This is a genomic window from Streptomyces niveiscabiei, assembly GCF_001419795.1.
Taxonomy (GTDB): Bacteria; Actinomycetota; Actinomycetes; order Streptomycetales; family Streptomycetaceae; genus Streptomyces; species Streptomyces niveiscabiei.
On record NZ_LIRL01001314.1, the window covers coordinates 1 to 1,263 of the forward strand.

The window sequence follows — 1,263 nt, forward strand, 5'->3', positions numbered from 1 at the left end:
GATCTGGTTGGGGAAGTCGGACCGCCCCGTGGCCACGACGGCCGCGTACTTGTGCGCGACCTCGGGGTGGACCTCGGGGTTGGGATTGGCCATGGCGAACACGAACGCCCCGGGCGCCATGGAAGCGACGGCGGACTCGGCCACCGTCCCCCCGGACACCCCGATGAACACGTCGGCCCCGGCGAGCGCGTCCTCGAGGGACCCACTCAGCCCCGCCTTGTTCGTGAACCCCGCGAGCTTCCGCTTGACGTCCGTGAGGTCGTCCCGGTCGGCGGAGACGACACCCTTGCGGTCGGCGACGGCGACGTCCCCGATCCCGGCCTCGACGAGCATCTTCGCGATGGCGACGCCCGCGGCACCGGCGCCGGAGATGACGGCACGCAGGTCCCCGACGGCCCGCCCGCTCAGCCGGGCGGCGTTGCGCAGGGCNNGTGGAAGACGGGGATGTCGAGCGCGTCCTGGAGCCGCCGCTCGATCTCGAAGCACCGCGGCGCCGAGATGTCTTCGAGGTTGACGCCGCCGAAGGAGGGCGCGAGCCGCACGACGGTCTCGACGATCTCGTCGACGCCCGTGCAGGCCANNCGCCGCCGAACTGCTTGAAGAGGATGGCCTTGCCCTCCATCACGGGGAGGGACGCCTCGGGCCCGATGTCGCCGAGCCCCAGGACGGCCGTACCGTCGGTGACGACGGCGACGACGGACGACTTCCACGTGTAGTCGTCGACGAGTTCCGGATTCTCGGCGATGGCGGTGCACACGCGGGCCACGCCGGGCGTGTAGGCCAGGGACAGGTCGTCCTTGTCACGGATCGGAACGGTGGCCTGAACAGCCATTTTCCCGCCCCGGTGCAGCGCGAAAGCCGGGTCGAACGCGTCGCCCGTGCTGTCGCTGCGAGGATTGACGATCTCCGCTGCCATGTGTCGTACCCCTTACTCGTTCATGTTTGAGGGTGGCCGCCCCTGATTGAGGAGCGGGCGGGACCGCGTACGGCCCACGGCGGTGACGCCAGACCAGACCGATACGCGACGAGCACGCCGCACACGCGCTCTTGAGCCCCGGATGAGGGGTGTTGGACAACCTTTTTACTCGACGGACCGCGCCCCGCACGAGTCAGATCCGTGCAAGGTCGCATCCCTCGATCTGTCGACGCCCTACATCCCGCTCCGGAGGTCATATCCCAGTGACATGACTCATGCACCGATATACGGACAAGCTCAAGGGCAACTCTTGACAACCTCGAAACCCAGCCCCGTGCGCCCCGGAA

General features: G+C 68.6%; 1 protein-coding gene and 2 pseudogenes. All 3 read right to left on the minus strand.

Annotated elements, in window-relative coordinates; all coding sequences use genetic code 11:
- The coding region (locus tag AOK24_RS52005) for a malic enzyme-like NAD(P)-binding protein (RefSeq protein ID WP_276206900.1) at positions 1-429 on the minus strand (429 nt) is incomplete at both ends.
- A gap of 2 nt (positions 430-431) precedes the next feature.
- A pseudogene (locus tag AOK24_RS52010) lies at positions 432-580 on the minus strand (NAD-dependent malic enzyme); the annotation flags it as partial.
- Between the two features lie 2 nt (positions 581-582).
- Positions 583-916 (minus strand): annotated as a pseudogene (locus tag AOK24_RS52015) (NAD-dependent malic enzyme); the annotation flags it as partial.
- Between the last annotated feature and the right edge of the window lie 347 nt (positions 917-1,263).